Source organism: Cupriavidus sp. FW305-3-2-15-C-LB2 (assembly GCF_058787575.1).
In genome coordinates this window covers 124570-150558 of the sequence record NZ_JBYSZW010000007.1, presented here as the reverse complement: position 1 = coordinate 150558, position 25989 = coordinate 124570, and the positions used below count along the sequence as shown (strand labels likewise).

At 68.8% G+C, this 25989-nt stretch carries 23 protein-coding genes; 10 read left to right on the top strand and 13 right to left on the bottom strand.

Annotated features, from left to right (window positions below):
• Positions 1-144 precede the first annotated feature (144 nt).
• Positions 145-2250, top strand: a complete 2106-nt coding sequence (gene fusA, locus AC3WRR_RS08110) for an elongation factor G (protein ID WP_010814028.1) — start codon at positions 145-147, stop codon at positions 2248-2250.
• 92 nt (positions 2251-2342) lie between these two features.
• On the opposite strand, the gene AC3WRR_RS08105 is transcribed toward fusA, so the two are convergent.
• Positions 2343-3365 carry a DUF1338 domain-containing protein gene (locus AC3WRR_RS08105; protein ID WP_010814029.1) on the bottom strand — a complete coding sequence of 341 codons (1023 nt, stop codon included), beginning with the start codon at positions 3363-3365 and terminating at the stop codon, positions 2343-2345.
• Positions 3366-3552: 187 nt separating this feature from the next.
• Here AC3WRR_RS08105 and AC3WRR_RS08100 point away from each other — a divergent pair, with 187 nt between their 5' ends.
• The 3 genes from AC3WRR_RS08100 (at position 3553) to AC3WRR_RS08090 (ending at position 6623) form a co-directional block, all read left to right on the top strand.
• Positions 3553-4470, top strand: a complete 918-nt coding sequence (locus AC3WRR_RS08100) for a LysR substrate-binding domain-containing protein (RefSeq protein WP_492296628.1) — start codon at positions 3553-3555, stop codon at positions 4468-4470.
• Positions 4471-4893: 423 nt separating this feature from the next.
• On the top strand, positions 4894-5997 hold the full coding sequence (locus AC3WRR_RS08095) for a porin (protein WP_010814031.1): 1104 nt from the start codon (positions 4894-4896) through the stop codon (positions 5995-5997).
• A gap of 200 nt (positions 5998-6197) precedes the next feature.
• Positions 6198-6623: a PRC-barrel domain-containing protein gene (locus tag AC3WRR_RS08090; RefSeq protein WP_010814032.1), complete on the top strand. Its 426-nt coding sequence runs from the start codon at positions 6198-6200 to the stop codon at positions 6621-6623.
• A 13-nt stretch (positions 6624-6636) separates the two neighbouring features.
• On the opposite strand, the gene AC3WRR_RS08085 is transcribed toward AC3WRR_RS08090, so the two are convergent.
• The 3 genes from AC3WRR_RS08085 to AC3WRR_RS08075 are packed head-to-tail and all read right to left on the bottom strand — an operon-like array spanning position 6637 to position 8932.
• Positions 6637-6999, bottom strand: a complete 363-nt coding sequence (locus tag AC3WRR_RS08085; protein WP_010814033.1) for a DUF3325 domain-containing protein — start codon at positions 6997-6999, stop codon at positions 6637-6639.
• Entirely contained in the window at positions 6996-8639 is a 1644-nt protein-coding gene (locus tag AC3WRR_RS08080) for a PepSY-associated TM helix domain-containing protein (RefSeq protein WP_454750641.1), read from the bottom strand. Before AC3WRR_RS08080 ends, AC3WRR_RS08085 begins: the two co-directional genes overlap by 4 nt.
• Positions 8639-8932, bottom strand: coding sequence for a DUF3649 domain-containing protein (locus tag AC3WRR_RS08075; protein ID WP_010814035.1), 294 nt, complete (start codon positions 8930-8932; stop codon positions 8639-8641). The genes AC3WRR_RS08080 and AC3WRR_RS08075 overlap by 1 nt, the downstream gene beginning before the upstream one ends.
• 677 nt (positions 8933-9609) lie before the next feature.
• Between AC3WRR_RS08075 and fur the strand changes: the two genes are divergently transcribed.
• Together fur and AC3WRR_RS08065 are read left to right on the top strand one after the other, a co-directional pair.
• Positions 9610-10098, top strand: coding sequence for a ferric iron uptake transcriptional regulator (fur, locus tag AC3WRR_RS08070; RefSeq protein WP_011616358.1), 489 nt, complete (start codon positions 9610-9612; stop codon positions 10096-10098).
• A gap of 27 nt (positions 10099-10125) precedes the next feature.
• Positions 10126-10389 carry a hypothetical protein gene (locus tag AC3WRR_RS08065; protein ID WP_010814037.1) on the top strand — a complete coding sequence of 88 codons (264 nt, stop codon included), beginning with the start codon at positions 10126-10128 and terminating at the stop codon, positions 10387-10389.
• Positions 10390-10411: 22 nt separating this feature from the next.
• Here AC3WRR_RS08065 and AC3WRR_RS08060 read toward each other — a convergent pair whose 3' ends face one another.
• From AC3WRR_RS08060 to AC3WRR_RS08050, 3 genes are all read right to left on the bottom strand, one after another.
• Positions 10412-10741 (bottom strand): helix-turn-helix domain-containing protein, encoded by a 330-nt coding sequence (locus AC3WRR_RS08060; protein ID WP_010814038.1) that lies wholly within the window; start codon positions 10739-10741, stop codon positions 10412-10414.
• Entirely contained in the window at positions 10725-10979 is a 255-nt protein-coding gene (locus AC3WRR_RS08055) for a type II toxin-antitoxin system RelE family toxin (protein ID WP_058697758.1), read from the bottom strand. Before AC3WRR_RS08055 ends, AC3WRR_RS08060 begins: the two co-directional genes overlap by 17 nt.
• A gap of 76 nt (positions 10980-11055) precedes the next feature.
• Positions 11056-11985 (bottom strand): DMT family transporter, encoded by a 930-nt coding sequence (locus tag AC3WRR_RS08050; RefSeq protein WP_492296626.1) that lies wholly within the window; start codon positions 11983-11985, stop codon positions 11056-11058.
• A 519-nt stretch (positions 11986-12504) separates the two neighbouring features.
• Between AC3WRR_RS08050 and AC3WRR_RS08045 the strand changes: the two genes are divergently transcribed.
• Positions 12505-12828 (top strand): PadR family transcriptional regulator, encoded by a 324-nt coding sequence (locus tag AC3WRR_RS08045; protein ID WP_010814041.1) that lies wholly within the window; start codon positions 12505-12507, stop codon positions 12826-12828.
• 82 nt (positions 12829-12910) lie between these two features.
• On the opposite strand, the gene AC3WRR_RS08040 is transcribed toward AC3WRR_RS08045, so the two are convergent.
• The 4 genes from AC3WRR_RS08040 to AC3WRR_RS08025 all read right to left on the bottom strand — a co-directional run bounded on the left by AC3WRR_RS08040 (position 12911) and on the right by AC3WRR_RS08025 (position 20240).
• A complete protein-coding gene (locus tag AC3WRR_RS08040; protein WP_011616355.1) occupies positions 12911-13939 on the bottom strand; it encodes a putative 2-aminoethylphosphonate ABC transporter substrate-binding protein in 1029 nt (342 codons plus the stop codon).
• Positions 13940-14000: 61 nt separating this feature from the next.
• Positions 14001-15728 (bottom strand): putative 2-aminoethylphosphonate ABC transporter permease subunit, encoded by a 1728-nt coding sequence (locus tag AC3WRR_RS08035; protein WP_037025812.1) that lies wholly within the window; start codon positions 15726-15728, stop codon positions 14001-14003.
• The gene (locus tag AC3WRR_RS08030; RefSeq protein WP_439669572.1) at positions 15725-16819 is read right to left on the bottom strand and encodes a putative 2-aminoethylphosphonate ABC transporter ATP-binding protein; all 1095 of its coding nucleotides are present in this window, start codon (positions 16817-16819) and stop codon (positions 15725-15727) included. The genes AC3WRR_RS08035 and AC3WRR_RS08030 overlap by 4 nt, the downstream gene beginning before the upstream one ends.
• Before the next feature lie 163 nt (positions 16820-16982).
• A complete protein-coding gene (locus tag AC3WRR_RS08025; protein WP_492296623.1) occupies positions 16983-20240 on the bottom strand; it encodes a bifunctional diguanylate cyclase/phosphodiesterase in 3258 nt (1085 codons plus the stop codon).
• 224 nt (positions 20241-20464) lie between these two features.
• Here AC3WRR_RS08025 and AC3WRR_RS08020 point away from each other — a divergent pair, with 224 nt between their 5' ends.
• Positions 20465-22456: a sensor domain-containing diguanylate cyclase gene (locus AC3WRR_RS08020; RefSeq protein WP_492296621.1), complete on the top strand. Its 1992-nt coding sequence runs from the start codon at positions 20465-20467 to the stop codon at positions 22454-22456.
• Between the two features lie 18 nt (positions 22457-22474).
• Here the strand turns inward: AC3WRR_RS08020 and AC3WRR_RS08015 are convergent, their stop codons facing one another.
• Positions 22475-22849 carry a hypothetical protein gene (locus AC3WRR_RS08015; RefSeq protein ID WP_010814047.1) on the bottom strand — a complete coding sequence of 125 codons (375 nt, stop codon included), beginning with the start codon at positions 22847-22849 and terminating at the stop codon, positions 22475-22477.
• A gap of 323 nt (positions 22850-23172) precedes the next feature.
• Here AC3WRR_RS08015 and AC3WRR_RS08010 point away from each other — a divergent pair, with 323 nt between their 5' ends.
• The gene (locus tag AC3WRR_RS08010; protein ID WP_010814048.1) at positions 23173-23523 is read left to right on the top strand and encodes a four-helix bundle copper-binding protein; all 351 of its coding nucleotides are present in this window, start codon (positions 23173-23175) and stop codon (positions 23521-23523) included.
• Here AC3WRR_RS08010 and AC3WRR_RS08005 read toward each other — a convergent pair.
• A complete protein-coding gene (locus AC3WRR_RS08005) occupies positions 23520-24410 on the bottom strand; it encodes a LysR family transcriptional regulator (RefSeq protein WP_010814049.1) in 891 nt (296 codons plus the stop codon). The two genes, AC3WRR_RS08010 and AC3WRR_RS08005, sit on opposite strands and share 4 nt — an antisense overlap.
• 134 nt (positions 24411-24544) lie before the next feature.
• Here AC3WRR_RS08005 and fumC point away from each other — a divergent pair, with 134 nt between their 5' ends.
• Positions 24545-25951: a class II fumarate hydratase gene (gene fumC, locus AC3WRR_RS08000; RefSeq protein ID WP_010814050.1), complete on the top strand. Its 1407-nt coding sequence runs from the start codon at positions 24545-24547 to the stop codon at positions 25949-25951.
• Positions 25952-25989 lie beyond the last annotated feature (38 nt).

Genomic DNA, 25989 nt, shown 5'->3' with positions numbered 1-25989 from the left:
AGGCCGAATCCTAGGCCCGCCTCAGACACGCGCTCATGCCGGAGCACGGGGCCGTGGCGGTGTTGCCCCTGCGCACGGCAGGGACAACGGCAAACAGCCAGTGGTGCTACTCTATTCAAGCGTGTTTCATCCATGGAGAACACTGTGCCTCGCAAGACCCCCATCGAGCGCTACCGCAACATCGGCATCAGCGCGCATATCGACGCCGGCAAGACCACGACGACCGAACGGATCCTGTTCTACACGGGCGTCAACCACAAGCTGGGCGAAGTGCACGATGGCGCGGCCACCATGGACTGGATGGAGCAGGAGCAGGAGCGCGGCATCACCATCACGTCGGCCGCCACCACTGCCTTCTGGAAGGGCATGGCCGGCAACTACCCCGAACACCGCATCAACATCATCGATACGCCGGGACACGTCGACTTCACCATCGAAGTCGAGCGCTCCATGCGCGTGCTTGACGGCGCCTGCATGGTCTACGACGCCGTCGGCGGCGTGCAGCCACAGTCCGAGACGGTCTGGCGCCAGGCCAACAAGTACGCGGTGCCGCGCATTGCCTTCGTCAATAAGATGGACCGCGTCGGCGCCGACTTCTTCCGCGTGCAGACGCAGATCGCCGACCGCCTCAAGGGCCGCGCCGTGCCGATCCAGATCCCGCTGGGCGCCGAGGACCATTTCCAGGGCGTGGTCGACCTGGTCAAGATGAAGGCCATCGTCTGGGACGATGCCAGCCAGGGCGTGCGCTTTGCCTACCAGGACATCCCGGCGGACCTGCTGGCGACCGCACAGGAATGGCGCGACAAGATGGTCGAAGCCGCCGCCGAGGCCGACGAGACGCTGCTCAACCAGTACCTGTCGGGCGAGCCGCTGACCGAGGAGCAGATCAAGCGCGGCCTGCGCAAGCGCACCATCGCCAACGAGATCGTGCCGATGCTGTGCGGCAGCGCCTTCAAGAACAAGGGCGTGCAGAGCATGCTGGACGCGGTCATCGACTACCTGCCCTCGCCCGCCGACGTGCCGGCCATCCTGGGCCACACCGAAGACGACCGCGAAGCCGAACGCCATCCCAACGACGACGAGCCGTTTGCCGCGCTGGCGTTCAAGATCATGACCGACCCCTTTGTCGGCCAGCTGATCTTCTTCCGCGTCTATTCCGGCGTGGTCAAATCCGGCGACACCGTCTACAACCCGGTCAAGGCCAAGCGCGAGCGCCTGGGCCGCATCCTGCAGATGCACGCCAACGTGCGCCAGGAGATCAAGGAAGTGCGCGCCGGCGACATCGCCGCGGCCGTCGGCCTGAAAGAAGCGACCACCGGCGACACCCTGTGCGACCCCGACAAGGTCATCATCCTGGAGCGCATGAGCTTCCCGGAACCGGTGATCTCGCAGGCAGTGGAACCCAGGACCAAGGCCGACCAGGAAAAGATGGGCATTGCGCTGAACCGCCTTGCGCAGGAAGACCCGTCCTTCCGCGTGACCACGGACGAGGAATCCGGCCAGACCATCATCTCCGGCATGGGCGAGCTGCACCTGGAAATCCTGGTCGACCGCATGCGGCGCGAGTTCGGCGTGGAGGCATCGGTCGGCAAGCCCCAGGTGGCCTACCGCGAGACCATCCGCCAGCCGGTCAAGGACGTGGAAGGCAAGTTCATCAAGCAATCGGGCGGACGCGGCCAGTACGGCCACGTGGTGCTCAACCTCGAGCCGATGCCGCACGGCGGCGGCTATGAGTTCGTCGATGCCATCAAGGGCGGCGTGGTGCCGCGCGAGTTCATCCCCGCGGTGGACAAGGGCATCCGCGAGACCCTGCAGTCAGGCGTGCTGGCCGGCTACCCGATCGTCGACATCAAGGCCACGCTGGTGTTCGGCTCCTACCATGACGTCGACTCGAACGAGAACGCATTCCGCATGGCCGGCTCGATGGCGTTCAAGGAAGGCATGCGCCGGGCCAGGCCCGTCCTGCTGGAGCCGATGATGGCCGTCGAGGTGGAAACGCCTGAGGAATTCACCGGCAACGTGATGGGCGATCTGTCGTCACGACGCGGCATGGTGCACGGCATGGAAGACATCGCCGGTGGCGGCGGCAAGATCGTGCGCGCCGAGGTGCCGCTGGCAACCATGTTCGGCTACTCCACCACGCTGCGCTCGCTGACGCAGGGGCGCGCGACGTACACGATGGAGTTCAAGCACTATGCCGAGGCGCCGGCCAATGTGGCTGAGGCGGTGATATCGACGAAGCGGGGGTAACAATGGTTTGCTCCCCTCCCCCGCGTGCGGGAGAGGGGCCGAGGGAAAGGGCCGGCGCATCCACGCGCCCGCGCCCTCCTCCTTCATCGCAATCAGCAGGCCGCCGCCGTCATCTTGAAGATCCCCTGCGCATTTCCGGCATCAAACCCCAGGTCATAACGCTGCGGCGCTGCCGCTTCATCGGCAAAGCGATCGCGCGTGATGAACTCGTAGAACGATCCCGGCACGTCCCGCTCCACCGTCTCGCCGTGCGCGCCGACGAAGGCGCGGCGCACCGTATCCGCGCGGAACGCGGTCTGCTTGACGCGGCCGCTGCGCGATACTTCGACCTTGTCCTTCATCGGCCGGCCCAGCTGCTTCTGCTGCTCGGCGAGCGCGAACACGTCGTCGACGCGGTCGGTGGCGTGGTTGAAGGCGTTGCCTTCGGTGGCGACCCAGGCCATCTCGGCCGATTCACTGAGCAGCGTTTCATAGTCGGCCAGGCTCGGGGTGGCGTGCTGGCGCTCGAAGCATGGCACCAGCAGGCCGACCAGCTCGGCGCCGTCGGCCAGGTCCAGCGCGCCGTCGCGCTCCAGTTGCCACAGCAGGGTCTGCGCGCGCGGCGTGAGCGGGTCGGCGGAGGTGCCGGTGACGCGGCTGACGGCGGCGCGGAAGGCGTCGCTGAAGCGTTCCGGATGGAATTCGCTGAGGAAGAACTGGGCGATGCCCTCGGGCGCGTCGGCATGCGCGTATGAGCGACCGGTCATGCCGATGCGGTCCAGCGGATAGGTGCCGTTGAGCACGTAGCCGAGCGGGCGCAGGATGCGGGTGAAGGCGGCCTCGCCTTCGGGCAGCGCGCCGTTGTCGCGCCACTTGACCGTGCGCAGCGCGCCGTGGTCGAAAGTGACCTTGCCGCCGGCGGCGGCAACGTCGTCGGTGTAGGCGCGGCCGCTCGGCACGCGCTCGAGGATGCCGCCGAACAGCACCATGTTCAGGGCCTGGGCGATTTCCGCGCGGCTGGCACGGCCCTGCGGGGCCTGCGGCAAATCCGCGGGCAAGGTGACCAGCGCGAGCAGTTGCGCGGCGCGGGCGGCGCCGACGTTGGCGGTGAGAAGCGTGGAGAGATTGGAGGTCATGGGCACAAACAGGTGAGCACTGGGATGGCAGCCGGGCTGGCGACGATACGCGGGGCAGGATAGGGGCACCCCATGGCGCGCACAAGCGCGCATTGCGCACAACGTTGTGCGTGCGGCGCACGACCGCGGTAGCGGTGCGGCCTGGCGCCGCTGTTTATACTGTCAGCCTTCCTTCCCTCGCAGTCCCATGAGAAACGACATCCCCAACCTGGGCGCGCTGCAGGCCTTCGAGGCCTCGGCGCGGCTGGGCAGCTTTACCCGCGCCGCGGCAGAGCTGGCGCTGACGCACAGCGCGGTGGGGCGGCAGGTGGCGCAGCTGGAGCAGCGCCTGGGCGTGGCGCTGTTCACACGCGTGCGCCGGCGCCTGGAGCTGACCGATCCCGGGCGCGAATACGCCGCGCGCATTCGCCGGCACCTGGACCACCTGCAGCGCGACACGCTGGAAATCACCACCGGCCGGGCCATGGGCTACACGCTGGAGCTGGCGGTGGTGCCCACCTTTGCCACCCAATGGCTGATCCCGCGCCTGCCGGACTTTGCGCGGCGCCATCCCAATGTGACGGTCAACCTGGCGGCGCGCTCGCAGCCGTTCTCGTTCCAGGAATGCGCCTATGACGCGGCGATTTATTTCGGCGACCAGTTCTGGCCCGGCACGCGCGGCGGCGTGATCTTCCGCGAAGGCGGCATGGTGCCGGTGTGCAGCCCCGCCTTCCTGGCCGGGCATCCCGTGACCGACGCCGCCAGCCTGGCGCGCTGCCGCCACCTGCACCTGAGCACGCGCGCCAACGCCTGGCGCGACTGGTACGCGGCACAGGGCTGGGCCTATGACCTGGCCGCCTCGCGCGGGCCGCGCTACGAGCTGTTCACGATGATGACGGCCGCCGCTACGGCCGGGCTTGGCATCGGCCTGGCGCCGCGCCTGCTGATCGAGCGCGAGCTGCAGACCGGCCAGCTGGTAATCCCGCTGGCGGGCATGCTGGACGAACAGCAGGGCTACTACTTCGCCTATCCGGAGGGCCGGCCCGAATCCGAAGCGCTGGCGGCCTTCCGCAACTGGATCCTGGGCCTGTCGCGCGATGCGCCGGCCACCGCTGCCGGCAACTGATCGCGCCGCCTCGCTGCGCCCGATGACGCACTTTCCGGGGGCATTTGCGCAATGCAGGTAAACTAGCGCCTGTTCGCCGCACCCGGGACGACCCGGAACATGCCTCCCCAGTCATATCGGCCCAGGCCGCCATGACTGCCGAAGTGGGCGCCGGCGAACCCGCTCAATGGCCTTCGGGCCGCTCCCGTGGCGCCGGCAACCGGCGCTGCCCAAGGCTTGCCCGGCAACACTGCCGGCATTCGCCGCCAACCAGGCATCGCCGCCCACTTCGACCTTCGCCCGGGCCCTGCGCATCCGTTGCGCTGCGCCCGATGACGACCCGCGCGCCCCCGCGCGGGACTGGAACCCGCAGGCCATCGGCCTGACGGATCCGCGCCGGCGCGCTGCAAGCACCGGGGCGGGTCGGACTTCCGGAGGAAATCCATGAACCAGACAGCCAGCCACTGGCTGCTGGCGGCCGGGCTTTTGCCTTTCGTCGCCCTTGCCGCCCTCGCCGGCACCAACGCCCACGCCGAGCCAGGCGTGACCCTGTACGGCATCGCCAGCTCCGCCGTGCGCTACACCTCCAACCTGGATGGCCACCACAACGGCCAGGCCGCACTGGTCTCCGGCGGCATGGTCGGCAGCCGCTTCGGCCTGAAGGGCGATGAAGACCTGGGCGGCGGCAACCACGCCATCTTCCGGCTCGAGGCCGGCATCGGCAGCGACGACGGCCGCTCCAGCTACAACACGCTGTTCGGGCGCCAGGCCTATGCGGGACTTTCCGGCGACTGGGGCAGCCTGACCTTCGGGCGCCAGTACAACGCGCTGAACAATATTGGCTGGGCCTTCAATCCGCTGGACCAGGGCTGGGGCAATTTCTGGTCCGACCCGCTGTATATCGGCGGCGACATCTTCTTCCAGGACTACCGCATCAACAACAGCATGGTCTACAAGAAGACCGCAGGACCGTTCACGCTGCAGTTGGACTATGGCACCGGCGAGCAGCCCGGCAGCCTGGCGCGCGGCATCACGCTGGGGGGCGGGCTGATGTTCCAGCAGGGCGCACTGGCGCTGGGCGCGGCCTATGACCAGCGCAAGAGCGCCGACGGCGGCAACACCGTGCGCAACTACTCGGTGGGCGGCTCCTACGCTTTCGGCAAGGCCACGGCCTACCTCGGGCACATGGGCCGGCGCGAATCGGCGGGCGACGCTCGCTTCAATATTGCCTTTGCCGGCCTCGGCTACCAGCTCACGCCGGCGCTGCACGTCTCGGGCGCCTACTACCGCTACTGGCAGGGCGGCAACGTGACCACGCAGTTCCAGGACGTGCCGGCGCTGCTGGGCAGCGGCAACGCCGACAGCATCGCCGTGGTGGCCGACTATGCGTTGTCCAAGCGCACCAGCGTATACCTGGAAGCCGATGCCGTGCACGCGCGCGGCGGCGCGGTCGGACGCGAGACCGAATACTGGGCCGGCGCGCCCGCCGCGGGCGTGGACAGGACCACGCGCGTGGGCGTCATGCTCGGCATGCGGCATCACTTCTGAGGATCGCGGCGGCACCACCGGGTGCCGCTGCAGGAAGGCACGCGGCGCCATGCTGACGCGCCTTTTTTTCCATGCCGCGCGAAAGAATTACCACGGCGGCAGCCGGCAACTTCAGCCCCATGCGTACGGCGCCACAAACGGCGCAGGCATGGTCATTGCGCATGCCATGCATTCCAACGTCCTGCGACAAGGAGCACAGCATGCCGAACCAACCTCCCACCAGTGAAGGCGCGGCCATCATCGGTTCAGGCGTGGGCGAAGGCCCGGGCCCTGAAGTGATGGCGGCATCGAGCCTTGACGGCACCAAGGCCTATTCATCCGATGGCGAACACGTCGGCAAGATTTCCGAGATCATGCTGGATGTGCCGCACGGCCGCATCGCCTACGCGGTGCTGACCACCGGCGGCTTCCTCGGCATTGGCGACACGCTGCACGCCATCCCATGGAATGCACTGGTCATGGACACCGACGAGAAATGCTTCCGGATTGCGGTGACGGCAGACCGGCTCAAATCCGCACCGGGCTTCAACAAGGACAGCTGGCCGAGCATGGCCGATCCCCAGTGGGGCAAGTCGCTGCACGAGTACTACGGCCGCGATCCGTACTGGGTGCCCCCGCCGCTGTAAGGCTGCGCAGGGGCTACATCCAGGTTGCAAGCAGCCAGCGCGCGGCCAGCGCGGCCAGGCCGATACCCGCCACGCCCGGCAGCAGGCGCTGCACCGCGCGTGGCGCATAGGACAGGCCCAGCGCCACGGCAAACGCGCTGGCGGTCAGCGTGCCAAGCCACGACACCGTTCCCAGCGGCCCGCCGTCGGCAGCAACGTGGAGCGACCAGGTTAGCGCGAGCGCGCCGGCACCCGCCGCGCGCAGCCCAGCCACCGCGCGCCGCGACGGCATGCTGCCGCGGCCATGGATATCGGCATGGTGGCGGTCAAGCGACAGCGCCAGTGCGGCGAATCCTGACAGCGACAGTGCGAAGGCAGCCAGCATATTCATGCTCATGCGGGCTCCTGTGTGACGGCAGCCACTTCGGCCACCTTCTGCGGCTGGCGTGACGTGCGCCGCGGTGCCGGCTGCCCGCGTCCGACCATCCAGGCCGCGGCTGCCAGCGCGATACCGAGCGTCAGCGTCACCAGGTCGAAGCCAGCCACCGCCGCCGGCCCGCGCCCCTGCAGCAAGGTCACGCCCAGGTGCGATCCGGTGGTCAGGGCGTTGAGCACCGGGACGCCCCCGAACAGCGCCGCACCCACCCACAACTGCGCGCGCCACATGCCACGCGCGGGACGCAGCAGCGCCAGCAGCGCGCAGGCGGCCCAGGCGATGAAGAACCAGCGGATCTCCGCTTCAGGCCGCTGCGCCAGTTCCACCGGCAACAGGCGGTTGGCCCAGAAGTAGCTGGCAAAGGCAATCGGCAGGCCGGCGATGGCGCCGATGTTCAGCGCCTCGACCAGGCGCAGGCCAACGCCGGGCCGAGCACCTGCAGCCAGCGCCTTGGCCTGCTGCTGGCGCGTGCGTACCGCCCACAGGATCGCCCCGGTAGCCACCATGGCGGATCCGGCAAGGCCGCACAGGAAGAACAGCGCGCGCAGGCCTGGTGAAGCAAAGCCGGCGATATGCAGGCCGGTCATGACGCTGCGCGTCAGCTCTGCCGCTGACTTGTCTTCCGCGTACGCGCGCAGCATGGCGCCGCTGGTGCCGGAGAATTCAAGCGTGGACGCATCGTGTGCCAGCGTGGTCGGCTCGGCACGGGTCAGCGCCACGGTGGCATTGGCATCGCCCGGCAGGTTCACGGTGATGCGCCGCGGCGCGGCCCCCTGCCAGCGGCGCTCCGCCTGCGCCACCATGTCTGCCACGCTTGCCAGCGCGGCGGGCGTGCCCGCTGCGCTGGCTGGCCGCGGACGCAGCATCGCCTCGGCCTGGAAAGCGCGCTCGCCGCCGCGATAGGCGGCCTCGATGCCCCAGGGCATATACATGAACAGCAGCGTGACCAGCCCCGTGTAGGTGATCATCAGGTGGAATGGCAGCGCCAGCACCGCCAGCGCATTGTGCGCATCGAGCCAGGATCGCTGGCCCTTGCCGCGCCGGAACGTGAAGAAGTCGGCAAAGATGCGCCGGTGCGTGATGACGCCGCTGACGATGGCAACCAGCATGAACATGGCGCAGAAGCCGGCGATCCAGCGCGCCCACCTGGCCGGCATGTAGTGCAGGTCGAAATGCAGCCGGTACAGGAACTCGCCGCCGCGGGTCTCGCGCGCGGCCTGCAGCGGCGCGCCGGTGGCCGGGTCGAGCAAGCGGCTGTCGAACCGGCGCGGCTTGCCGTCGGCATCGCGCGGCGCCTGGCCCGGCTTGTAGACCCACCGCACGGTGGCGGCCTGGCGCCGATCGTCGGGCAGCGTGATGAACCAGCGCGCGGCATCGGGTGCCTGCCGGCTGAGGTAGCGCACCGCGTTCTGCGCCACCTGCGTGGCCGGCACCTCGGCGGCGGGCGCGGTGCGATGCAGCTCGGGCCGCATCCACAGCGAGATCTCTTCCTTGAAATAGCTGGCGCTGCCGCCGCAGAACATCAGCAGCAACACCCAGCACACCAGCAGGCCGCTCCAGGTATGGAGCCATGCCATCGACTGCCTGAAACCTGCCCGCATCAGCCGCCCCGTCCCACGGCCAGCAACGCCAACAGCAGCGCGGCCGGCAGCGCCAGCCCGGCCCAGGCTCGCCACGCGCTGCGCACCGCGAAGACCCAGACCACCGCCGCGGCATAGACCGCGAAGGACAGCAGCGTGGCCGTCGTCACGGCATCGGGCCGCGCCATCGGCAGCCACACGGACAGGGCCGCGGTGGCCAGCGCCGCCAGCGCGTAGCCGCCAGCAATGGCCGCGACCGCGCGCGAGGCCACCCCGGCGCGATAGCGCCAGCCGGAAGCGTGGGCCTGGCTCATGCCGGCACGCGCAGTACTGCGCCGCAGGCCAGGCCGGCCGTCACGGCTGGGGCTGACTGCAGCGGCATGCCAGAGACGGGGCGGCGATGGCGGGAGGAAAGTCGATACATGGCGCAGGACCGGGGCAAGAAATCGTTACGAATGATAACAATTCGCATTATTACCCTCAAGGTCGTACATTGCGCCACCGGGCCACCCTCAAAAAAAATGAGGCACCCGTAAAATTTTCCTTGTAATGAGATCGATTCCCATTTACTATCCGATCACTGCCTGACGCACGACGCACCTCCCGACAGGCAGACCGGCCAGGTCCGGCGCGCCGCGGCACGCGGCAGCAACCGAAGCTGGCAGGAACGACAGGATTTCCGGATGCCGCCGCTGCGGCATTCGATACCGACTTTTGTGGGGACCGCTCCGTCACGCGGAGCGTTTGGCAGTAGCCAGTCTTCGGAAGATCGGGAAAGCAACCAGACCCCGCTTTCCCGATCGCGTCTTCCGGTGACAAGCCAGGCCATCTTTTTATTCCGCGCGTCGTGCAGGCACGGCGCGCCGCCAGGGACGGGGGCGCCAGCACTGGTCCGGCCCTGGCGCTTCAGCCTGAAATCCCGCCAAGCCATCGACGCCGCCCGTGCGCGGCGCCAGGCCGGGCGCCGCCCTGCGCGCGGGGCGCCAGCCGCATGCCAATGCCTTCCGCCATGTCATTCGAGAGCACAAACCCGATCCATCTCAAGCGCGCCGGCCTGAAGGCCACCTCGCCGCGCATGCGGATCCTTGAAGTGTTCCGCACCAGCGCCCGGCGCCACCTGAGCGCCGAAGACGTCTACCGCATCCTGCTGACGCAGGACGAGGACGCGGGACTGTCCACGGTGTATCGCGTGCTCAACCAGCTGGTGCAGGCCGACATCCTGCTGCGACACAGCTTCGAGTCCGACCACGCCGTGTTCGAACTCAACGAAGGCGGCCACCATGACCACCTGATCTGCGTCGCCTGCGGCCGCGTGGAGGAATTCCGCGATGAAAGCATCGAGCAGCGCCAGCGCCAGGTAGCCGCCGACAACGCCTTTGTTTTGCGCGAGCACATGCTGGTGCTGTACGGCGTCTGCCCGCAATGCCGGGCCGGCGCCACCGAGGCCGAGCCCACGCCGGAGCTGCCCGCCCGGGCGTAAGCTCGCCGCGCACCGACGGAGCCATCCATGGAGCGCCTGAACAAGCCCCTGTCCGAACTGAAGCGCCTGATCAACCTGTGCCTGCGGCAGGAGCCCGGCTGCCACGACTGCCAGCTGCGCGCGGTCTGCGTGCACCGGCCCGACCACACCGGCTGTAACTGGAGCGCCGAAGTCGATTTCCCCGAACGCAGCGAAGCCGACGCCGTGCGCCACCTGCGCCAGGCACGCCGCGTGGTGATGATGGTGCGCGAGCAGTACAACGTGGCGGCGGGCACGGCGGCACAGGCCTGAGTCAGGGACCTCGCGTCCTGGCTCAGATATCGAGTTGCGCTGCAGTGATGCCGAGTGCGGCGGCAATGCGCTCACGCGAGGTCTTGCGCAGGCGGGTGCTGTTCTCCTGCTGCGCATAGGCTGGCTGTGAAATGCCGAGGCGCACTGCGACGTCTGCCTGGGTCAGGCCAAGATGCTCGCGCCAGGCGCGCAGAGGCGGCACGTCATCGGCTAGCACGCGACGCACGACCGCATGCGGAACCAGATCACTGGCGCGCGCATATTGCGAGAGGTAGTCCCCATAGGGAATCACGACAAACGCCGGCTTGCCATCCGGCCCGATGATCGTCTGGATGTTAGTAGGTGCGTTCATCCCGCTTTCTCACTTCCTGTATTTCCACGATTCGTATCGCTCCGTCCCCGTCGAACAGCACCCGGTAGTTGCCGACTCCGAGCCGATAGCCATAGGCATGGTTGGCTAGCGCTTTGACATGTTGGCAGTTCGGCATATGCCCCAAGTCCTCAATCGCATCAAGGATCGTGGCGCGCATTGGCTTGTCGAGCTTTCGGACTTGCCTCGTGGCCTTCGTTGCCCAATATATCGAGTTCATCACTCGAATATAAGAAAATTAAAAGCAATAAAGGCGTTATGGCAATGAATATAAGTTTATTCTTATCCAGAGGCGCTCAACGTTTGACCGCTACACCACCTGCCGGACTGGCGCCGTGCTCCACCCCCGCCACCGGCCGCAACACCAGCCATACCGCCACCCCGATCAGCACGCCACCCGCCGCGTGCGCCCACGACAGTGCCTCGCCCAGGAACAGCGCGCCCCAGACGACGCCGAACGGCGGGATCAGGAAGGTGACGCTCAGCGAGCGCACCGGGCCCAGGTCGGCAATCAGTCGGTAATACAGGATGTAGGCCAGCGCCGTGCATAGCACGCCCAGCCCCAGCATGGCCGCCCACACGCCGGCGCCGGCAGCGGGCAGCGTGTTGTGGCGCCACAGCGCGGCGAGGCAGAAGGGCAGCAGGAACACGGTGGCACCGACCATGCTGCCGGCGGCGACCAGCCGGCTGTCTAGCCCGCCGCGCCGCGTGATCCAGCGCCGCGCGAGAAAGCCGGAGAGGCCGTAGCAGGCGGTGGCCGCCAGGCAGGCCAGCGCGCCCAGCAGCACGTCGGTCGAGAACGCCACCGGTCCGGTGCGGGTCAGCACCGCGACGCCCGCCACGCCCAGCAGCACGCCCAGGGCCTTGGCGCGCGTGAGCCGTTCGGAAAACGCCAGCGCGCCGATCAGCACGCCCATCAGCGGGGTCATGGCATTGAACACGGCCGAATAACCGGCCGGCAGCCACAGCGCGGCGATGGCGTACATGACAAACGGGATACCGGAATTGACCACACCCAGCGCCAGCACCGCCGGCCATTTGCCCTGCATATCCCAGCGCAGCTTCAGCAGCGGCAGGCATGCCGCCAGCGTGAGCGCGCCGATCAGCACCCGGACGAACGCGGTCGGCATCGGTCCCAGCGCCGGCACGCCGATGCGGATAAACAGGAAACTGGCGCCCCAGATGGCGGCCAGGGCAAGCAAGCGGGCGAGATCGGCGGGTTTCATCAGGGGAACCGGGAGGCGCGGGTTGGAGGTTGCCGCGATTTGACGCCTGTGCAGCGCATGCCGCAAGCCGGATTCGGACCTGTGCCCCGCCGTCGCCACGATGGCGATCCGCTTTCCGCCAGAAATTTAGGTGATGTTGACTGATTTACGACATTTTCGAGCGCCGCTCCCTGCACAATGTCACGCCAACTCGTCACTTTTCCAATCAAAAGCTTTCATCATCACCCCACGCTGGAGGGGGGCTGTTACCGGCGCGTGACAAGCCGCCTTCGATTAAATTAAACTCTGGTCTGCGCCAGAGTTAATTGACCCCTCCGACGCATTCCCGACAAGCCGCCAGGGCTCCTGGCGGCTTCTTTTTTGTCCGAACGGGTAAAATGCGCCTTGCCCGGCGCATGAGCACTGCCAGTCGAGCAGGATGACAGGTGCCGCGCCACAGGCATCACAACGCCTGCAAACCCCGAGTTCCGGACGGCGCCTGCGTCAACCGGCGCGGCGTCTGCCGCGTTGCCAGTCCACATGAAACGACAGTTCCTGGGCCTGCTGGCCCGCGTCTACGTCCTGCAATTCGCGCTTGAAGTCCCGGCTACGGTGGCCATGCTTGCCGACATGTTGCTGGAATACGGCTTCCAGGTCGATATCGGCTCAGTGCGCCCGTTGCTGCGTGCCCTGCAAATGGAAGGCTATCTGGAAAGCGTGCTGCGCGACGGCATCGGCCGGGTCTATCTGCTGACCGAGCGCGGCCGCGAAGAGCTCCAGGCCAGCCGCCAGCGCATCGACGATCTCTACCGCCGCCTGCACGCCGGCCAGCCGGCCACCGACGAAGTGCCGCACCAGGCCTGATCCGGCCAGGGCGGCCGCCGCGGCGCGGGGAGCGTACCCGTTTCTGCGGGCCATCTCCTCGCCGCCGGGCGCGCCGTGTGCCTTACTTCTTCTCCGCCTTCCCTTCGTAGCGCTTGCTCCATTCAGCCAGGATGCGGTCGCGGTTGTCGCTCGCCCAGCGGAAGTCGTTCTTGATCAGGCGCTTCTCGTAGTCGGCGGGCAGCAGCGCGTCGGGCCTGGCAATGCCGGGCACAGCCAGCACGGCAAAGTTCTTCTCATACAGCGCCATCGCTTCACGCGAGGCCGAGAAGTCAGCCAGCTTGCGCGCGGCGTCCAGGTTCCTGGTGCCCTTGACGATGGCGGTGGCCTCGATGTCCCAGCCCAGGCCTTCGCTCGGCAGCACGATATCGATCGGCGCGCCTTCCTTCTTCGACTTCATGGCACGGTACTCGAACGCAATGCCGATCGGGAACTCGCCCTGCGCGGCCATCTTGCACGGCTTGGAGCCCGAGTGCGTGTACAGGCCGATGTTCTTGTGCAGGGCATCCATGTACTGCCAGCCCTTCTGCTCGCCCATCATCTGCAGCCAGGCGCTGACATCGAGGAAGCCCGTGCCCGACGAGGCCGGGTGCGGCATCACCACCTTGCCCGCGTAGATCGGCTTGGTCAGGTCGGCCCACGAGGCCGGCTTGGGCAGGCCCTGCTTCTGCGCCTCTACGGTGTTGAAGCAGATCGCCGCGCCCCACACGTCCATGCCGACCCATGCCGGCGGATTGGCCGGGCTGCGGTACTTGGCATCGATCGCGGCCAGGTTCTTCGGCGCATACGGGTCGAGCATGCCTTCCTTGTCCAGGATCGCCAGGCTGGAGCCGGCCAGGCCCCACACCGCATCGGCGCGCGGCGCGGCCCTTTCCGCCAGCAGCTTGGCGGTGACGATGCCGGTGGAATCGCGCACCCACTTGATTTCGATATCGGGATGCACCTTCTCGAACGCGGACTTGTAGGCGGCGATCTGGTCGGCTTCGAGCGCGGTATAGACCGTCAGCACGGTGGCGGCGCTGGCGTTGCCGGCCAGCATCGGCAGGGCGGCCGCGGCGGCAAGCGCCGCGACAAGGTTGGTGATGCGGGACATGGTTTCTCCTTGGGTTCGGTGAGTGTTCCGGAATGCAGGGGTATGGCGAATCGGGCAAAGGTCAGCCGGCGCGCCAGCGTTGTGCGCGGCGCAGCCAGCCGGCCGAGACCGCGTGCAGCAGCAAGGCCGCCAGCACCGAGGTCAGCAGGATCAGCGTCGACATCGCGGCAGCGGGCGCGGTGTCGCCGGCATCGTCCATGTTCAGCACCGAGATCGCCGCCAGCACGGTGTCGGGGCTGTACAGGAAAATCACCGCCGAGACCGTGGTCATCGACGACACGAAGAGGTAGCGGAAGATATCGAGCAGTGCCGGCAGGCACACCGGCACGGTCACGCGCCAGCACGTCACCAGCGGCGCCACCCCGAGCGACAGCGCCGCGGCCTCGAACTCGTTGTCGAGCTGGCGCAGCGCCGCGGCCGCGGTCAGGTGGCCGGTGGTGTAGCAGTGCGCCACGTTGCACAGCACCAGCAGCGCCATGGTGCCGTACAGCGCGTGCAGCGGATTGCCGGGCGCGTTGAAGAAGAACACATAGCCCAGGCCCAGCACCAGCCCCGGCACCGCCATCGGCAACAGGAAGCCCGCGCGCAGCACGCCGTGCAGCCAGGCCGGGCCGCGCGTGCGCAGCGTCAGCCAGGCGCCCAGGAAGATCGCCGCCGTGCCCGCCAGCGCGGTCAGTGCCGACAGCTTCAGGCTGTTGCGGTAGGCCAGCCAGCCGCCGCCGTCCATATTGTCGAAGTCGTAATGCGCCAGCGTCAGGCCCAGGTTGTACGGCCACAGCTTGACCAGCGACGCGCCCAGCGCGGTGGCGATCACTGCCAGCAGCGCGGCACTGACCAGCGCCACCAGCAGCAGGCACGCGCCGTCGCGGCCGCGCTCGGGCGCCGGCACATACACCTGCGCGCGGCTGCCCATCTGTGTGCGCTGGCGCTGCTGCATTGCCATGTCCACGGCAAAGGTCAGCAGCGCGGGCGCCAGCAGCAGCATGCCGATCAGCGCGCCGCGGTCGAACTGCTGCTGCCCGACCACCGCCTTGTACGCTTCCAGCGCCAGCACCGGATAACCGCCGCCCACCACCTTGGGTACGCCAAAGTCCGTGATCACCAGCGTCAGCACCAGGCAGGCGGCGGCGAACAGGCCCTGGCGCGCGCCCGGCAGCGTGACCGTGCAGAAGGTACGCCACGGGCTGGCGCCCATCGCGCGCGCCGCCTCATAGAGGCGCGCATCGGCCAGCGACAGCGTCGCCACCAGCACCATCAGCGCATGCGGGAAGGTGTAGAAGGCCTCGCCCAGCACGATGCCCCAGAAGCCATAGATGCCACCCGGCCCGAAGGCGCCGCGAAAGATGCCCTGGTTGCCGAACAGGTAGACCAGCGCGATCGCCGGCAGCAGCGACGGCGCAAACAGCGGCAGCAGCGCGATGCCGCGCCACAGCGGCCGCAGTGCGATGCAGGAACGCTGCAGCGCATAGGCAAAGCCAAATGCCAGCGGCACCACCAGCGCCACCACCGCCAGCGACACCGCCACGCTGCGGCCGAGCATCGGCAGGAAGTTGGAGCTGGTCACCAGCGCCGCCATGCGCGCGCCCAGCGCCCATTGCCCCGCCGCATCGAACCACGCCTGGCGGAACAGCGCCAGCAACGGCAGCAGCAGGCCGACGGCCAGCCCGGCCAGCCAGAGCCACTTCATCGCGGCCGGGGCACCGTGCGCCAGCCGGGAGGCCAGGCCGGTGCCGCGCGGCGATGCTGCCTGCGTAGCCTCGGGCAGGACGGCAGTGACCGCGCGCATCATGCAAACACCCGCAACGCCTGCGCGGGCAGCGCAATCCAGAACTTGTGGCCGCCCGCGTCGGGCAGCCGGTGCCGCGCCTCGCGCGCCACGTCGGCAAACAGGGTCAGCCCCGGCAGGCGATCCGCTTCCAGCGCCAGCCGGTAGCGGTTGCCGAGGTAGGTCTGGTCGACCACGCGCGCCAGCAGCCGGTTGGGCTCGGCAGGATCCGGGTCCAGCCGCACCGCTTCCGGGCGGCAGCACAGCCGGCCGGCGGATGCCGCCGGCTGCGGCGAGTCGACCAGGAAATCGACGGCCTGGCTGCCCTCGCCGACGGTGAAGCGCCCGGCCTGCACGCTGCGCCCCGGCAGCCAGTTGGCCTGCCCGACAAAACCGGCGACAAAGGCCGACGCCGGCTGCTCATAGATTTCGGCGGGAGTGCCGGCCTGCACGATGCGCCCGCCGTCCATCACGGCAATGCGGTCGGCCATGGTCATGGCCTCTTCCTGGTCGTGGGTGACCATCACGGTGGTGATATTCAGCCTGCGCTGCAGCTGGCGCAGCTCCAGCCGCAGGTGTTCGCGCACGCGGGCGTCGAGTGCCGACATCGGCTCATCAAGCAGCAGCAGCGAAGGCGCCGGCGCCAGCGCGCGGGCCATCGCCACGCGCTGCTGCTGGCCACCGGAGAGCTGGCCCGGGAACTTGCGCTCGCTGCCGGCCAGGCCGACCAGGTCGAGCATCTCGGCCACGCGCGCGTCGCGGTGCGTGCGTCCCATGCCGCGCCCGTGCAGTCCATAGGCCACGTTCTGCGCCACGGTCAGGTTGGGAAACAGTGCATAGGACTGGAACAGGATGCCGTAGTCGCGTGCCTGCGGCGGCAACCCGGTCAGTTCACGCGCGCCGGCATGGATGCGTCCTGCGTCCTCGCGCTCAAGTCCCGCGATGATGCGCAGCAGCGTGGTCTTGCCGCACCCGGACGGGCCCAGCAGGCACAGCAGCTCGCCCTGCCCGACCGACATCGACACGCCGTCCAGCGCCACGAAGCTGCCAAAGCGCTTGCTGACCTGCTCCACCGCCAGGAACGCCCGGCCCTCCCCGGACTTGCCTGCCTGCATCACCGAATCTCCGCAATCTCAATTGAATCGGTCGCCAGCATAGGCAGCGCAGATGCCAGCCGTGTGGCAGATCGGCAAAGTATTTCGATGGAGGTATCGGGGGATTTGGGATGGGGCAGCGGCGCGGGCACGCCGGCAAGTTATGAATGGTGCCCCTGGACGATTATGACTCGCGCAGCGCAGTGGCGCCCGCAGACGTGGGGGTCGGCACCCGAATCCCCTGTTCCAGGATCTCCCGCAGCACCTGCTGCGGCACCGCCTGGCTGAACAGGAACCCCTGCAGCCCGTCGCACCCCTGCGCCCGCAGGAACTCGAACTGCGCCGCCGTCTCCACCCCTTCGGCAATCACCTTGAGGTGCAGCTGGTGGCCCAGCGCGATGATCGCCGCTGCCACCGCCTGGTCGTGGCCGGGCGTGGCCACGTCGTCGACAAAGGACTTGTCGATCTTGAGCCGGCTGATCGGCAGCCGGGTCAGGTAATTGAGCCCGGAGTAGCCGGTGCCGAAATCGTCGATCGACAGCCCCACGCCCAGCTCGCGCAGCCGGCGGAAGGTCTCGATGGTGGTCTCGCCGCCGTCGACCAGGATGCCTTCGGTGACTTCGATCACCAGCCCCTGCGGCGGCAGGCCGGCCTGCTGCAGGCAGTGCGCCACGGTATCGGGGAAGTTGGCCTGGCGCAGCTGCAGCGGCGAGATATTGACCGCGACCTCGATCTCGCTGCCCAGCGCCTGGCGCAGGGCCTGGATTTCGCGGCAGGCGGTGGCCAGGGTCCATTCGCCCAGCGGCGCCACCAGGCCGCTCTGCTCGGCGATGGGGATGAACTCGGCCGGCTGCATGGCGCCGCGTTCCGGGGTGTTCCAGGTAATCAGCGCCTCGACGCCGGTTATAGCCAGGGTCGCGGCATCGACGATCGGCTGGTAGCGCAGCCGGAACTCATCGCCGGCGAGCGCGCGCCGCAGCAGCCCTTCGATGGTGAAGCGCGCCAGCGAGGCCTCGGCCATGGCGCTGGCAAAGCGGCACAACTGTGCGCGCCCGTCGTGCTTGGCCGCGTAGACGGCCGAATCGGCAGCCTTGAGCAGCTCGGTCAGGCTATCGCCATCGTCCGGGTAGATCGCCATGCCGATCGATGGCGTCACGCGCAGGCGCTGGCCGCCGGCCTGCAGTTCTTCATTGACGCGCGCCTGGATCTTGGCGGCAATCAGCTCGGCTTCGCTGTCGTGGCGCAGGCCGCCCAGCACCACGCCGAATTCATCGCCGCCCATGCGCGCCACCAGGTCGCCCTGTCGTACCGCGCCCTTGAGGCGGTCGGCCATGGTGCGCAGCACGTCGTCGCCGACGGGGTGGCCGAGCGAGTCGTTGATGTGCTTGAAATGGTCCAGGTCAAGCAGCAGCAGCGCCACGCGCTCGCCGTGGCTGCGCGCGTACAGCAGCAGCGCCTGCGCGCGCTCGCTCAGCTCGGCGCGGTTGGGCAGGCCGGTCAGCGGGTCATGCAGCGCGAGGTGTCGGATGTACTCGTCGACGCGGAGGCGCTCGGTCAGGTCGTAGCCGATGGCCTGGTAGCCAGGCGACGGCGCGGACCGGGGCACATCGGCACGATCGGCACCATCGGCGGGACCGGCTGGCGCTGCGTCAGCGGCTGGAGCCTCGATGGGCGCCGGCAGGGCGAACACCGCCAGCTGCACCGGCATGCGCGAGCCGCCCTTGCGCACCCAGGTCCATTCGCGCTCGTCGGTCAGGGCAAGCCGTGCCTTGGCCACCAGGGCGGGCAGCCCCGGCGGCACCGGCTCGCCCAGTTCGCCACTGAGCATGCGGGCATGGTCGGCCAGTTCGTCGGCAACATGCAGGCCGGTCATGTGCATGTGGCCGACCAGTTCCGCGGCGTTGTACCAGAGCATGCGCTGGCCAGCCGCGTTGATGCCGGTGATCAGCCCGTCCTCATCGAACGTGATCACGCAGAAGGCGGCATGGTCGAGCAGCCCGGCATAGCGCGCGGCCTGCACCGCGGCGGCCTGCTGGGCGCGCCGTTCCGGTTCCAGGTCCGTGACCGCCCACAGCCAGTGCGCCGCGCCGCCGTCGGCCGCAGGCAGGCGCGCGGCGCTGGCGCGCAGCGTGAAGCGGCTGCCGTCTGCGCGCACGCCCGCCAGTTCACGGTGGACTTCGGACCCCGGCGCAGCATCGCCGGGGACAACGCCGGTGGCGCCGGGGACCAGGGTGTCCAGGCTGCGTCCGGCCAGCCGCTGCGGATCAGCGCCGAACAGTTGTCCCGCCCGCTCGCTCGCGCGCACCACCACGCCCTGCGCATCGATCAGGATAAAGCCGTCGGCCGACTGCGCCAGGCACGCCTGCAGCATCGCGCTGTCATCTTCCCAGGCATGCACGGCCTGCGCTTCGCGCTGGCATGCGGCACGGCCCTGGCGTGCCAGCGCATGGGTGAGCCACGCCAGCAGCAGCGTGGCCAGCGTGCCCGCGGCCAGCACCAGGTACGCCTGCCGCGGGCCATGCGCGGCTTCGAAGGCGGGGCGCGTGGCGGCGCGCAGCGTCCAGCTGACACCGCCATACTGGAACTGGCGCTCGCCGTGCAGCAGCGCCGCACTGCCGTCCTCGCGGCGCTCGCCCTCGGTCGGCCCGCCGGACAGCATCGGCCCGGGCGCGGCCGGGGAGCCCTCGTGCAGCGAGAGCTCCAGTTCCGCCGCCGCCGGGGCACCGACCGCGCGCATCAGGTCGCCCAGGCGCAGCGACACGTAGACATAGCCAAGCACCGCCTGGCGCCGCTGCGCCACCGTGCTGACCGGCGCCTCGCCGGCGTAGACCGGCAGGAATACCAGCGCGCCGTGCTGGTGCTGCGCCGCCTCGGTTTCGCGGACCAGTGCCAGGCCGGGCGTGAGCCGCGGTTCGCCGCTGTCGCGGGCGGCTTCCAGCGCCGCCCGGCGCGCCGGCTCGGACAGCATGTCAAAGCCGGCGGCGCGCGTGTTGCGCCCGTCCAGCGGTTCGATATAGAGGATCGGTGCGTACAGGTCGCGCCTGCCGCCGGGATGAATGTCGTAGTCGGCAAGGCCGTCGGCACGGGCGGCCTGCACCAGCCGCGGCACCCGCTGCAACGGCGTGAGCGGCGCGTAGCCGATCGACTGGGTGCCGGCGGGCAGGTCGTCGAGCTGGGCAGTATAGAGATAGTCGCGCCACTGCGTGCGCGAGGTGTCGGGGTTGGCGGTCAGCACGGCGGCCACGCCGCGCAGCAGGCGTTCGTTCTCCAGCATGCGCTCGCGCAGCGCGCTGCCGGCCTGTCCCAGCAGCGCGTCGAAATGCTGCTGCGCCTCGCGGCGCTCGAGCCGCTCCGCCTGCAGCCATGCCCCTGCCGTCAACAGCGCGCCGCCGGCCGCGACCAGCAATGACAACAAGGCAGGGGAAAGCGAAGTCAGTCTCATGGTCGATCGGTTCCGGCATGCAGCAGGGGCATGCCGTCTGCGTGGACGTGCCTTCGCATTAACGGGGGACTATACCGTGGCACGGGCAGCGCGCACACCCCCGCCGGGGATGGACCCGTTCGGGGGAAAGACCGCATGCCCCCCATGGCGGGGTATGGTAGGGTTGCACCGGAGATGCCCCCAAGTACGCGGTCTGCGCCACTGGCACTCCAACTGCGCCCTACATGCCCGTCTACACACCCACGCTGAAAGCGCGCATTGCGATCATCACCACCGTGCTGGCCGCGGTGTTCGGCACCGGCATCGTACTGACCGCCCTGTACGATGCCCACCGCGACCTGCACGATGCGCTGCAGGTCCAGCAGGATTCCGTCGTCAAGCTGACCGCCAACCAGCTCGACACCGCCATGAACGACCGCATTGTGCTGCTGTCGCACCAGGCTGCGCAGCTCAGCGGCCTGCTGGTGCAGGCACACGGCGCGCAAGCCGCCGCGGCGCGCGAGCGGGCACTGGATACGCTGTCCGCAGCGATCCCGGTGCCGGCCGCGTTCAACGCGCTGCTGGTCGCCGACATGCAGGGCAACATCGTCACCCACCGCGGCGCCGGGGCGGACATTGGCGACCGCAGCTATTTCCGCGAGGCCGCCCGCTCGCTCGCGCCCGTAGTGTCGCCGCCCATCCGCTCGCGCACCAACGGCCAGATGGGGGTGATGGTGGCGGTGCCGGTGCTGACGCCGAACCGGACCTTCGTCGGCCTGGTGGGCGGCTGGCTGGACCTGTCCAGCGCCAACTTCCTGGTCGAGATCCTGCACAACCGCCTTGGCACCACCGGCTACTACTGCCTGGTATCGGCCGGCCCCAAGCCGGTCTATATCCGCCATCCCGATCCCGCGCAGGCGCGCCAGCCGGCGCTGGCCGTGGCCGATACCTGCGGCGAGGATGACAGCCCCGCGCCGCTGGAATTCCTCACGCCGGCGCGGCCGGTGATCGCGCGCTACCTGATGTCGAGCACCGGCTGGGAACTGGTGGCGCTGCTGCCCGCGCGCGAGGCCTACGCACCGCTGCACCAGATGCAGCAGCGCTTCCTGGGCATGGCCGGGGTGGCCATGGCGGCGGTAGCCCTGCTGATCTGGCTGGCGGTGCGGCGCCAGCTGGCGCCGCTGGCGCGCCTGCACAAGGTGGTACAGGCCAGCGCCAACGATCTGTCCGCGTTCGAGCGGCTGCCGACACGGCAGCAGCGCGACGAGATCGGCGACCTGACGCGCGCCTTCATCAAGCTGATGCGCGACGTGCGCGAGCGCCGCCAGGCGCTGGACCGCAGCGAACGGCGCCTGCGCGCGGTGACCGACACGCTGCCGTCGCTGCTGGCCTTTATCGACACCGATGAGCGCTATGTGTTCAACAACCAGGCCTACGAACGTGTCTTCGGCCTGAAGCCGGAGGAACTGCGCGGCAGGCACGTGCGCGAAATCCTGGGCGAGGCCCGCTACGCGCGCGTGCAGCCCTTCATGCAGCGCGCGCTGGCGGGCACTGCGGTGACCTTCGAAACCGAAGACAGCGACCCCGAATACCACTGCATGGAGAGCAGCCTGCGCCCGGAATGGAGCGCCGACGGCAGCGAGGTGGTGGGCGTGCATATCCACGTGCAAGACATCACGCAGCGCAAGCTGGAGACACAGCGCCTGGCGCGCATGTCGCGCACCGACCACCTGACACAGCTGATGAACCGCAGCGCCTTCGAGGGCCAGCTGCATGCGGCGATGGTGCGCAGCCGCGAGCATGGCACGCTGATGGCCCTGCTGTACCTGGACATGGACCGCTTCAAGGCCGTCAACGATATCCACGGCCACGCCGCCGGCGACCAGCTGCTGCAGACCTTTGCCCAGCGCGTGCGCCGCTGCGTGCGCGAGCGCGACACCGTCGCCAGGCTGGGTGGCGACGAGTTCGCGGTGGTGCTCGAAGACATGACCCAGCCCGCCGCGGCACGCCGCGTGGCGCAGGCCATCCTGCAGGCGATGGACGAGCCCTTCTACTTCGAGGGCATATCCGCCGACGTTGACGTCAGCATCGGCGTGGCGCTCTACCACGGCGGCCCGGCGCAGGACCGCGAACTGATGCGGCTGGCGGACGTGCTGCTATACCGCGCCAAGGGCGCGGGCCGCGGGCGCTATGAGATCGGCCCGCCGGAACTGGCGGGCGAGCTCAGCCCGCAGTAGGCGGCCCCGGCCGGGGGCTCAGTGGATAGTGCCGCCGGGCTTGTCCGACGCCGCGCCGCCGGCCCCCTCGGGCTCGAACGGCACGTGGCGGCCATCGCTGGACTGGTAGCCCAGCTGCGCATCGGCGCCCAGCATCTTCTCCCACGCGATCATGGCCTGGGCCACCGCATCGGGCGCGCCCTTGAACACCACCACGTCGTTGCCGCAGCCGGGGCATTCGCCGCCGAACACGGCATCGATGCCGGGCAGGCCCGGCACGTCGAGCGCGTCGAATTGCGCGAACGCGGTCTTGCAGTGCCCGCAGACCAACTGGGCGGGGCGCAAGGCCTCGATCTTTGCGCGTGCCTGTGCCGCACGCTCCTCGGGGGTTCCCCGCCGTTTTGCCTCGCCCATGATGTGCCTTCCTTCCCCGTGCTGCCGGTGTGTGTTTGCATCGGCCCCGCCAGTGCGGCCGGACCCGTGCCTGTTAGATGCGCAATGCGGGCCGGTGGTGCCCGGCCATGGTCGCAGGTGACGGCGGCGCTGCGTGCGCGCCGTCGCCGATCTGCTGCGCTCAGTTGGCATTGTAACCAGCGGCGCGCAGCAAATACCGGGCCGACAGGAACCGGCAGCGCCTGCTATTGTGGATAACGATGCCCCGTGCGCGTGCGGATGCGCCGCTTCCGCCACCGTGGGCATGCTGGTCCCCATCCACCTACCCCGAAGGAGGACGTTCCATGATCCGACCCACCGTGCAGGAAAACGCCGCCCGCTACGCCGACTGCATTGCCGCCTGCAATGCCGCATCCGCTGCCGCACTCAAGTGCGCCGCGGCCTGCCTGGAAGAACAGGACGTGCGCAAGATGGCGCGCTGCATCGCGCTGGACATGGATTGCGCCGGCATCGCCCAGCTGGCCGCGTCCTATATGCTGCGCAACAGCGAGTTCGCGACGCTGGTGTGCGAAGACTGCGCCGAAGTCTGCAAGTGGTGCAAGGAGGAATGCGAGCACCATGACAACGAGCACTGCCAGGAATGCGCCCGCGCCTGCGCAGCCTGCATGGAGCAGTGCCTGAAGATGACGGCTTAGCGGTCCGCGCCCGATTCCTGCCGCCCCTGCGGCGGCTCGGCCAGTGCGACGAAGGCATCGATCAGCCTGGCGCCGCGCCGCTCGCGCAGGCAGTAGAGATACTCGTGCAGGCAGGGCGAGGCATCGGTGAAGCCCAGCACGCGCAGGTCCGGATGGCTCGGCACCTCGTGCCGGGCGATCACCGATACGCCCAGGTTGCGGATCACCGCCTCGCGGATCGACTCCCGGCTGCCGATCTCCATCTGCGCGGCGGGGCTCACGCGCGCCTGCGCCAGCATGTCTTCGGTTGCGATGCGCGTGGTCGACCCGAGCTCGCGCATCAGCAGGCGGCAGCCCGCCAGCGCACTGACGGCCACTTCGGTGTGCCCGGCCAGCGCATGGGTGCGATGCACCACCAGCATCAGCGGGTCCACGCCCAGCAGCACGCGCGACAGGCGCGCATCGTCCACCCGCTGCGACGAGGTGGCGATATCGACGCGGTATTCCTGCAGCGCTTCCAGCACCTCCTGCGAATTGCCCGTCACCACGCTGACATCGATGGCGGGAAAGCGCTCGCTGAAGCCGCGGATCAGCTCCAGCACATAGTAGGGCGCGGTCGCGCCCACGCGCAGGCTGCCGGTGCGCAGGTCGCCCGAATGGCGCAGGAAGAAGTCGATCTCGGTTTCCTGCTGCACCAGCGCCTCGACGCGCGGCAGCAATGCCAGCCCCGCGTCTGACAGCGCCAGGCGGCGCCCGCCGCGGTGGAACAGCTCGACCCCGTAGGCTTCTTCCAGCGCGCGGATCTGCGCGGTGATGGTGGGCTGCGACAGGCCCAGGCGCTTGGCGGCCTGCGTGACGCTGCCGATGCGGGCCACCATGAAGAAGGACTTGAGCTGGGCGATGAGCATGCGGCCGAGGGATGTCGCTAAGGGCAAGGCAAGGCGGCGGGCGCCTGGGCGCCGGCCGCGGTGAAGCGGTATTCTAATGGACTGCACCAAGCCACCCGGTCCAACCGTCCGCTGCCTTGCATAGGAGTCTGCCCATGTCTGACCCGTCCACCGCCGCCACCCGCATCGAGAAAGACAGCCTGGGCGACGTGCCCGTGCCCGCCGACCACCTGTGGGGCGCGCAGACCGAGCGCTCGCGCCAGAACTTCCGCATCGGCAACGAGAAAATGCCGCCGGCGCTGATCGAGGCCTTTGCCGTCCTGAAGCTGTGCGCGGCGCGCGCCAATGGCGAGCTTGGCGTGCTCAAGCCCGAACTGGCACACGCGATCGAACAGGCCGCGACCGAAGTCATCGAAGGCCGCTGGCCCGACGAGTTCCCGCTGTCGGTCTGGCAGACCGGATCCGGCACGCAGACCAACATGAACCTGAACGAGGTCATCGCGAACCGCGCGATTCAGTTGCTGGGCGGCAAGGTCGGCAGCAAGACGCCGGTGCATCCCAACGACCACGTCAACGCCAGCCAGTCCTCCAACGACAGCTTCCCCACCGCGATGCATATCGCCGCCACGCGCGCGATTCAGCAGCAACTGCTGCCGGCGCTGGAGCAGCTGCAGCAGACCTTCGCGCGCAAGGTGGAAGCCTTTGCCGATATCGTCAAGGTCGGCCGCACCCACCTGCAGGATGCGGTGCCGCTGACGCTGGGGCAGGAGTTCTCGGGCTACATGACGCAGGTGGCCGATGCGCAGTCGCGCCTGCAGCAGGCCATGCTGCGCGCGATGCCGGTGGCACAGGGCGGCACCGCGGTGGGCACCGGCCTGAACGCCCCGCACGGCTTCGCCGCGGCCTTCGCGCGCGCGCTGGCCGACTACACCGGCCTGCCGTTCGAGCCCGCGCCCAACCGCTATGCGCTGCAGGCCTCGCACGATGCGCTGGCCGACCTGTCCGGCGCGCTCAGCACCACGGCCTCGTCGTTCCTGAAGATCGCGCGCGACTTCATGCTGCTGGGCTCAGGCCCGCGCGCCGGCTTTGCCGAGCTGGTGCTGCCGGCCAACGAGCCAGGCTCATCGATCATGCCGGGCAAGGTCAACCCGACCCAGGCCGAGGCACTGGCGATGGTGTGCTGCCGCGTGATCGGCAACCACACCACGGTGACGCTGGCCAACGGGCTGGGCACGCTTGAGCTGAACGCCTACAAGCCAGTGATCATCTACAGCCTGCTGCAGTCGGTGAGCCTGCTGGCAGGGGCCGCGTCGAGCTTTGCCGAGCATATGGTCGAAGGCGTCGAGGCCGACCGCGAACGCATCGCCGAACTGCTGGAGCGTTCGCTGATGCCGGTGACCGCGCTCAATCCGCATATCGGCTACGACAAGGCCGCGGAGATCGCCAAGCTGGCGGTCAAGCGCAACCTGTCGCTGCGCGAGGCGGCGATCGCGTCCGGGCATGTCACTGAGGCGCAGTTTGCCGAGTGGATCGACCTGAAGGGGATGACGCGGGAGGTATAGCGGGAGGTATAGCGGGGGTACAGCAGGGGTGCGCCCCG